The 7,717-nt window shown below is 60.5% G+C and carries 11 protein-coding genes and 1 tRNA gene; 5 read left to right on the top strand and 7 right to left on the bottom strand.

Annotated elements, in window-relative coordinates; all coding sequences use genetic code 11:
* Positions 1-177: 177 nt before the first annotated feature.
* From ACQRBT_RS05225 to ACQRBT_RS05215, 3 genes are all read right to left on the bottom strand, one after another.
* Positions 178-1,476, bottom strand: a complete 1,299-nt coding sequence (locus tag ACQRBT_RS05225) for an NAD(P)/FAD-dependent oxidoreductase (RefSeq protein WP_060754864.1) — start codon at positions 1,474-1,476, stop codon at positions 178-180.
* A 60-nt stretch (positions 1,477-1,536) separates the two neighbouring features.
* A complete protein-coding gene (locus ACQRBT_RS05220) occupies positions 1,537-1,710 on the bottom strand; it encodes a DUF3094 family protein (RefSeq protein ID WP_060754865.1) in 174 nt (57 codons plus the stop codon).
* Positions 1,711-1,799: 89 nt separating this feature from the next.
* Entirely contained in the window at positions 1,800-2,429 is a 630-nt protein-coding gene (locus ACQRBT_RS05215) for a DUF1780 domain-containing protein (RefSeq protein WP_053254334.1), read from the bottom strand.
* A gap of 128 nt (positions 2,430-2,557) precedes the next feature.
* Here ACQRBT_RS05215 and ACQRBT_RS05210 point away from each other — a divergent pair, with 128 nt between their 5' ends.
* Positions 2,558-3,247, top strand: coding sequence for an energy-coupling factor ABC transporter permease (locus ACQRBT_RS05210; protein WP_161548296.1), 690 nt, complete (start codon positions 2,558-2,560; stop codon positions 3,245-3,247).
* Positions 3,248-3,312: 65 nt separating this feature from the next.
* Positions 3,313-3,528: a hypothetical protein gene (locus ACQRBT_RS05205; RefSeq protein ID WP_003171680.1), complete on the top strand. Its 216-nt coding sequence runs from the start codon at positions 3,313-3,315 to the stop codon at positions 3,526-3,528.
* On the opposite strand, the gene yacG is transcribed toward ACQRBT_RS05205, so the two are convergent.
* Genes yacG through ACQRBT_RS05185 form a run of 4 tightly spaced genes read right to left on the bottom strand, consistent with a single transcriptional unit; the run spans position 3,525 to position 6,413 of the window.
* Positions 3,525-3,725 carry a DNA gyrase inhibitor YacG gene (gene yacG / locus ACQRBT_RS05200; protein WP_060754867.1) on the bottom strand — a complete coding sequence of 67 codons (201 nt, stop codon included), beginning with the start codon at positions 3,723-3,725 and terminating at the stop codon, positions 3,525-3,527. The two genes, ACQRBT_RS05205 and yacG, sit on opposite strands and share 4 nt — an antisense overlap.
* Entirely contained in the window at positions 3,722-4,345 is a 624-nt protein-coding gene (gene coaE, locus ACQRBT_RS05195) for a dephospho-CoA kinase (protein ID WP_060754868.1), read from the bottom strand. Before coaE ends, yacG begins: the two co-directional genes overlap by 4 nt.
* Positions 4,342-5,208, bottom strand: a complete 867-nt coding sequence (locus ACQRBT_RS05190) for a prepilin peptidase (RefSeq protein ID WP_412046996.1) — start codon at positions 5,206-5,208, stop codon at positions 4,342-4,344. Before ACQRBT_RS05190 ends, coaE begins: the two co-directional genes overlap by 4 nt.
* Positions 5,205-6,413, bottom strand: coding sequence for a type II secretion system F family protein (locus ACQRBT_RS05185; protein WP_412046997.1), 1,209 nt, complete (start codon positions 6,411-6,413; stop codon positions 5,205-5,207). The genes ACQRBT_RS05190 and ACQRBT_RS05185 overlap by 4 nt, the downstream gene beginning before the upstream one ends.
* Positions 6,414-6,616: 203 nt before the next feature.
* Here ACQRBT_RS05185 and ACQRBT_RS05180 point away from each other — a divergent pair, with 203 nt between their 5' ends.
* The 3 genes from ACQRBT_RS05180 to ACQRBT_RS05170 all read left to right on the top strand — a co-directional run bounded on the left by ACQRBT_RS05180 (position 6,617) and on the right by ACQRBT_RS05170 (position 7,646).
* The gene (locus ACQRBT_RS05180) at positions 6,617-7,030 is read left to right on the top strand and encodes a pilin (protein WP_126870647.1); all 414 of its coding nucleotides are present in this window, start codon (positions 6,617-6,619) and stop codon (positions 7,028-7,030) included.
* A gap of 64 nt (positions 7,031-7,094) precedes the next feature.
* Positions 7,095-7,170: transfer RNA gene (locus ACQRBT_RS05175), tRNA-Thr, on the top strand.
* A 173-nt stretch (positions 7,171-7,343) separates the two neighbouring features.
* Positions 7,344-7,646, top strand: a complete 303-nt coding sequence (locus tag ACQRBT_RS05170; protein WP_060754872.1) for a DUF6388 family protein — start codon at positions 7,344-7,346, stop codon at positions 7,644-7,646.
* The last annotated feature ends 71 nt before the right edge of the window (positions 7,647-7,717 follow it).

The raw sequence follows: 7,717 nt of genomic DNA, 5'->3' as shown, positions 1-7,717 counted from the left end.
GTATAGCGCAGTCCGGTAGCGCGCCTGCTTTGGGAGCAGGATGTCGGGAGTTCGAATCCCCCTACCCCGACCATATTAAAAATCCCCGTATCGAAAGATACGGGGATTTTTTTTGCCTGTGGAAAACTCAGCGGCACTGTAAATCAATGCGGGAGGGGCAAGCCCCTCCCGCAGGTTTTAGTGCAGCTTAAGACGTGGCTCGGTGCCACGCCCGATCTTGCTGCCCAGCATCAGCATCGCCGTGCGAAAGACCCCATACAGCGCCATCTGATGCATGCGATACAGCGACACATAGAACATCCGCGCCAGCCAGCCTTCGAGCATGACGCTGCCGGTCAGGTTGCCCATCAAGTTACCCACAGCGGAAAAGCGCGACAGCGAGATCAGCGAGCCGTAGTCAGTGTACTTGTACGACGGCAGCTCCTTGCCTTCGATCCGCAGTTTCAGTGACTTGGCCAGCAACGAGGCCTGTTGGTGAGCGGCCTGGGCCCGTGGCGGCACATTGCGGTCGGTGCCCGGTTGCGGGCAGGCGGCGCAGTCACCGAAGGCGAAGATGTTTTCGTCGCGGGTGGTTTGCAGTGTCGGCAGTACTTGCAGTTGGTTGATACGGTTGGTTTCCAGGCCATCGATATCCTTGAGGAAGCCGGGGGCGCGAATACCGGCGGCCCATACCTTCAGGCTGGCCGGGATCACCTGGCCGCTGCTGGTAATCAGGGCATCTGCCGTCACTTCGCTGACCGCCGAGTTGGTCAGCACGGTCACTCCGAGTTTCTCCAGGGTTTTATGCACAGGCGCGCTGATCCGCTCCGGCAGCGCGGGCAAGACTTTTGGCCCGGCCTCGATCAAGGTGATGTGCATGTTTTCCGGTTTGATGCGGTCCAGGCCGTAGGCCGCCAGTTCATGGGCAGCGTTGTGCAGCTCGGCGGCCAGTTCAACCCCGGTAGCACCGGCACCGACGATGGCGACGCTGATTTTTTCTTCCACATCGGTCTGGCCCGCGTGGGCGCGCAGATAGTGGTTGAGTAATTGCTGATGGAAGCGCTCGGCCTGCTTGCGGGTGTCGAGGAACAGGCAATGTTGCGCTGCACCCTCGGTGCCGAAGTCATTGGTGGTGCTGCCCACTGCGATTACCAGCGTGTCGTAGCTCAACACTCGCGCGGGTACCAGCTCGCGCCCCTCTTCATCGAGGGTGGCAGCCAGTTGAATTTTTTTCTGTTCACGATCCAGCCCGCTCATGCGCCCCAGCTGGAACTCGAAGTGGTTCCATTTGGCTTGGGCGACATAGTTGAGTTCGTCTTCCGAGGAGTTCAACGAACCGGCGGCCACTTCGTGCAGCAGCGGTTTCCAGATATGAGTCAGGTTGGCGTCCGCCAGTGTGATGCTGGCGATGCCGCGCTTACCCAGAGTCTTACCCAGGCGGGTAGCCAACTCCAGGCCGCCGGCGCCGCCGCCGACGATAATAATACGATGGGTCATGGGGATATCTCGCAAGGCTAAAAGAAATCGGAGCAGTGACCCCCGCGAGCGCCAGGCAGCTCATAGCGTGAGGTAACTCAAAAGGCGGCTCAGCAAACCGAGCCCGATTACCGCCACCAGCACCACACCAAGGAGCAGCCACGGCCGGAAAGGCTTGCGCTCGACTTGGTTCTGGGAGAGTTGCAGGTACTCTTCGACATGCCGTTGGTCATCGGGGTTCAGGCGGCTGGTCATAAAGGCCTCGTCAGGTAGACGTTGCAAAAGGGCGCCACGTTACAGTCAGGGGATTGGCGGCATCGCCACAAGCGTAGCCTGCGCCCGTGTCACAGGCTGATGCCCACGTCGAATACTATGCTGCGGCCCAGGTTGTTACGCAAGAAGTCCGGTGCGTCGGGGTGTGCGAACAGCACCCGGGCAAAGGTCGGCCCGACTAACGACAGCGAACGCCAACCCTGGCGCAGGTATTCGGTGGGAGGCGGGAAGTGGCTGTTGAGGTCCAGTACTTCGCGTTTGAGGCTGGTGAAGGCAATCAAGTCCAGCTCGCCGAGGTCCATGCCGCGTTCTTTGTAGTTATGGGCTTTCTTGCGCAAGGTGGGGGCCAGGCGCAGCAGAAACTCATGGGCGGGAATGCGTCGCGGCTTGGCCTCGCGCCGGACCAGCTGGCTCAGGGAAAACGCACTGCGTCGGCGCAGCAGCTCATCGCGCCATTCGTCGTTCAGGCGCCGGCCTTCATCCAGAACAAAAAAAACTTCGAAACTGGCGTCGCGAAACAGCACGTCCGGCGGCTCTTGCCCGGCAGGGTGAAACTCTTCCGCCCGGTAAGGCACGTTCAAGCCTTGCAGCAGGCGCTGGCAGACCCAACGCTCACGCTCCCATTTGCGGGCATTGGACAAGAACGCGTTGGCTTGTTCGGCCGCTACGGTGAGCAGGCGCAAATAATCTGAGTCATCCATGTTTGCAGCTTAGCGTTCAAATGATGACCGCAGGAAGTCTTGCTTTAAAACAGCGGTGTAGACTGGCCTCTCGAGAGTGGCTCAGGGATGAGGGGCGTGATGAGGTTTCTTGCAGGGGGTGTGTTCCCGTGATCAGCGCAGCGGTATTGGCACCGGCGACGCTCGGCCTCGGTTGGCTGTTGTACGCGCCTTGGGTGTTGTGGGCGATCCTGCGCTCGCCCTGGGTCGAGCTGTTTGCCGACCGACGGCGCCAGCATTTGTTGTTCGGTACGGTGTTTGCGCTGTTCATGCTCTGGTTGGTGCGGCGGGATTTCGATACCGGGGTTTCCTACCACTTTATCGGCATGACCGCTGTGACCCTGTTGCTCGACTGGCCCCTGGCAATCTTCGGAGGGCTTGTCGCGCAAATGGGCCTGGTGTGGCTGGGGCGCCAGGATCTGGCCGCTGTCGGGGTCAATGGCCTGTTGTTGGTCGTGCTGCCGGTGCTGGTCACCGAAGGCTGCGCGCTGCTGGTGGAGCGTGCGCAGCCGCGTAATCCTTTTGTGTATATCTTCTGCTCGGGTTTTTTCGCCGCTGCGCTGTCAGCGTTGCTCTGTCTGTTGGCCGCATTGGGGCTGTTGTGGTTCGACGGGCGTTTCGCGATGCCGGAATGGCTGGAGGATTTCGTCGGTTACTTGTGGCTGATCATCTTCCCCGAAGCCTTTATCAACGGCATGGTGATCAGTGCCTTGGTGGTGTTCAGTCCTGAATGGCTGGAGACTTTCAACCGCACCCGCTACCTCTCGGCACCCTGGAAGGATGACGACTCGCAGCGTTGATCCAGATCAAATCGCGGGCAATCCGGCAGGCCCATGCTCTGCACAATTTTTCAGGAGCACGGATCATGAGTGTGTATGAGTGGGCACGGCAGGAGTTGCGCAGAAGCCAGGACGCAGCGCAGGAAATCGGTTTTGACCCAGGGCTGACCCTGCGCGCCATGCTCAGTGCAGTGGTGCAACAGAGCAAGGGCGTACGCAGCTTCGAAGACCTGGCCGACGAACTGCAATACCTCGCAGAGAACCTCGACGACCAGCAGGAATACGCTTTTATGCGGCCTTAGTGGCGCGGCGTCAGGTCTTCGGAGAACAACTCGTCTTCGGCATCCGGGGCTACGGGAATCTTGTGTTCTTCAGCCGCCCAGGCACCCAGGTCGATGAGCTTGCAGCGGTCCGAGCAGAACGGTCGGTTGGGGTTGGTCGTTTTCCATTCCACGGGTGCGCCGCAGGTTGGGCAGTCGACGGTCAGGGGTTGGCTCATGATCGGCCTCCACGCAAAGTAAGGTAAAAGTGGTGCAGTCGCTCGACCTCGCTGTGCAGCCAGGCGAGGTCCTGGTCATTGACCAGCACGTCATCGGCATGGTTCAGGCGGTCTTCACGGCTGGACTGGGCCTTGAGAATCGCCTGCACCTGCTGCTCGCTGATGCCGTCGCGCTGCAGGGTACGCTGAATCTGCAGCGATTGCGGCACGTCGATCACCAGGATGCGCTGGGTCATGCTGTACTGGCCGGACTCGATCAGCAGCGGAGACACCAGTATCGCGTAGGGCGATTGCGCACGCGCCAGGTGGCTGCGAATCTCTTCGCCAATCAGTGGGTGCAGCAAAGCTTCCAGCCAGAGGCGCTCCTGGGGGACTTCAAAGATCAGTTGACGCAACGCGGCGCGGTCCAATCGGCCGTCGGGCAGCAGCACGCCGGCACCGAAGTGCTCGGCGATACGCGCCAGTGCCGGGCGGCCGGGCTCGACGACCCAGCGGGCGGCATGGTCGGCGTCGACCAGGTCGATGCCCAGGTCGATAAAGTGCTGGGCGGCAGCGCTTTTGCCGCTGCCAATGCCGCCGGTGAGGCCAAGAATCCAGGGTGTTGCGACAGAAGTGGTCATCTGAAACCGACAGACTGCAAATAGAAGTCGGTTATTTGACCACCCCAGAGCAATGCAATCCAGCCGGCAATCGCCAGGCAAGGACCAAATGGCATCGGCGTCGATACCTCGGACTTGCGCAAGTGCATCAGCATCAGCCCGGCAGACACCCCCAGCAGCGACGCCAACAGCAGCGTCATCGGCAGAATCTGCCAACCCCCCCAGGCGCCGAGCAGGGCCAGTAATTTGAAGTCGCCATGGCCCATGCCGTCCTTGCCGGTGATCAACTTGAACAGCCAGAACACCGTCCACAGGCTCATATAGCCCGTGACCGCGCCCCACAGCGCATCGGGCAGTGTCGCCAGCAGGCCATTGCTGTTGAGGATCAGCCCCAGCCATAACAGTGGCAGCACGAGCACGTCGGGCAGCAGTTGATGCTCTGCATCGATCAGGCTCATGGCCAGTAAGCCCCAACTCAGCAGCATCACTGCGCCTGCTTGCCAGCCAAAACCGAAGTGCCAGGCAGTGACGGCCGAAATGAGTGCGCAGGCCAGTTCAGTCAACGGGTAGCGGGCGCTGACGGGCTCGCGACAATGGGCGCAGCGCCCCCTGAGCATCACGTAGCTGAGCAGCGGGATATTTTGCCAGGGGCGAATCGGTTGGTTGCACCGCGGGCAGCAGGAATTTGGGCGAATCAGGTTATAGGCAGGCCCGACAGGCGCAGTTGGCAGTCCGAGGAGTTCGTTGGCCTGGGCACGCCATTCCCGTTCAAGCATCTTCGGCAGGCGCCACACCAGCACATTGAGGAAGCTGCCGACGATCAGGCCGAGCACCAGTGCCGTTGCAACGAAGGCCCAGGGAAGCTCAGTGAGCAGCCTGCTCAAAATGCGCTTCCCAATTGGAAGACCGGCAGGTACATGGCAAGGACCAACGCGCCGACAATACCGCCCAGCACCACCATGATCAGGGGCTCCATCAGGCTGGTGAGGTTATCGACCAGGTGGTCCACATCGGCCTCGTAATGGCTCGCGACTTTTTCCAGCATGCCATCCAGCGTGCCGGACTCTTCACCGATGGCTGTCATCTGGACCGCCATGCCTGGAAACAAACCGCTGGCGGCCATGCAGTGATTCAGTTGCATGCCGGTGGAGACATCATGGCGCATACGTTCGATTGCCTGTTTGAAGGGGCCAATGCCGACGGCGCCGGCTGCCGAGCTCAAGGCCTGCACCAGCGGCACGCCTGCGGCAAAGGTAGTCGAGAGCGTACGGGCGTAGCGGGCGATGGCGGACTTCTTCAGCAGTGTGCCCGCCAGGGGCAGTTTCAACAAACCCGCTTCCAGCCTGTGACGAAAGCCTGGAGACGCCCGATGGGCCAGGCGTAGCCCGGCAGTTGTCGCGCCCAGGCTCAGTGCCACTAACCACCAGGCACGCTGCAGGAATTCGGACAAGGCAATGACCCACAGGGTAAAGCCGGGCAAGGGGCTGTCGACCCCCGCGAACAGGTTCTGGAACTGCGGCACCACATGGATCAGCAGCACCGTACTGACCAGAGTGGCAACCACCAGGATCGCGATAGGATAGGTCATGGCTTTCTTGACCCTGGCCTTGAGCCGTTGGCTTTTTTCCAAATGGATTGCCACGCGCTCCAGCAGGGTTTCCAGGGCGCCGGCTTGTTCTCCGGCGGCGATCAGGTTGCAATACAAGTCATCGAAGTAGCGCGGGTGCTTGCGCAGTGCGGCTGCCAGATTGGTGCCGGCGGCAATCTCCTGTTTCAGCCCCTTGAGCAGTTCGCGCAGCTGTTGGTTTTCGACGCTTTCACGAATGATGTCGAATGCCTGCAGCAAGGGGATGCCGGCCGTCAGCAGCGTCGCCAACTGACGAGTGAACAACGCAATATCGGCGGGCTTTATTGCAGGAGCGAGGATTGGCAGGCCCTGGGCTTGCTTGCATACGCGACCGGGGCAGATCCCTTGCCGGCGCAGTTGGGCCTTGATTGATGCAAGGTCGTGACCGGTGGTTTTTCCGCTCACCCTGCGCCCTTTGCGGTTGATGCCTTCCCAGGCGTAGATCGTCGAAGCGTCGTTCATGTCGCGGTTCCGCACACAGGTAGTGGAAGCTTTATAGCTTAGTCAGGTAACGGGCTCGGGCCTGAAGCGGCTGAGCGATAAAATGTCAGAATGTGCGTCTTGTGCGCGATTGGCCGCTCACGGATGAGTACACTGGCGCCGCTGCAAAATGCGGGGCGCAGGAAGCGCCTTGTCTTGGGCTCTATCTCTGGAGAGTGAATGTGATGCGTCAGAAAGGCTTTACCTTGATCGAACTGCTGATCGTCGTGGCGATCATCGGCATTTTGGCAACCATCGGCTTGCCCATGTACACCAAGCACCAGGCCAAGGCCAAGTTCACGGCGGGCTTGGCTGAAATCAGTGCATTGAAGGCGGGCTTCGAGGACACCCTTAACCAGGGCACCGTACCGACGCTGGCTTTGATCGGTGGCACCAGCCCCACCGCCAACTGCACTATCGACGTGACGGGTGATGTGGCCACCGGGGCCGGCTCCATCCGTTGTGAAATCCTTGATGCGCCTGCGCCCGTGCTGGGCAAGACCATCACCTTGACGCGCAGTGCCACCACGGGCTGGAAGTGTGCCACCACGGCTGACGCGCAATACGTCGCCAAGGGCTGCGGCACCGACGGAGCGTAACCTTTGCCGGGTGGTAGGCGAGTGAGTTGCCGCATGCCCGATGCGGTGCTAGCTTTAGCCCACCGCCCGTGTAGCTCAGCCGGTAGAGCAGCGCACTCGTAACGCGAAGGTCGCAGGTTCGATTCCTGTCTCGGGCACCAAGGCAACACTGTTTCAACGGCATGTTTCAACGGCATGTTTCAAAGGCAACGTTTTCAGATGATCCCAGAATGGTTCTGAAGGCCAGACAAGTCGGCACTCGTGCCCGCTTATCAATATCTGCGCGACCTTGATGACCCAGATGCATCCCCATTCCTCGATCTAAGAGAACAACATGACCACGACTGAGATGACCCAGGAAGTTCGGCACCAGGTAGCACTCGAAAAGTACCTCGAGGAGTCACCGCAGCTTAAGGAAGAGATCAAGGATTTGAGTGCTGATGACCAGCGCGACCAGATTCAGTGGGCATTCGAGGACGAAGCCGAAAGCCGGGGCTACCAACCTTGGGAGCTGACCCTCAAGTACACCTCTACACCCGAAGAGTTCGAAGCCGCGCGGCTGGCCTTGCATAAAGAGGCGGCCGAGGTGCTCGGAGTCGAGTGGGAAGAATATTGCGAGATGAACAACCTCGTGTAGTGAGCGGGCTTGCCCCGCGCTGGGGGGCGCAGCCGCCCCAATCGGGGCGCTGCGGTGTTTCAGAAGGACCG

Source organism: Pseudomonas sp. R19M, from assembly GCF_050312585.1.
GTDB lineage: Bacteria > Pseudomonadota > Gammaproteobacteria > Pseudomonadales > Pseudomonadaceae > Aquipseudomonas > Aquipseudomonas palleroniana.
The sequence above is the reverse complement of the archived record's forward strand: the minus strand, read 5'-3'. Positions and strand labels throughout refer to the sequence as shown.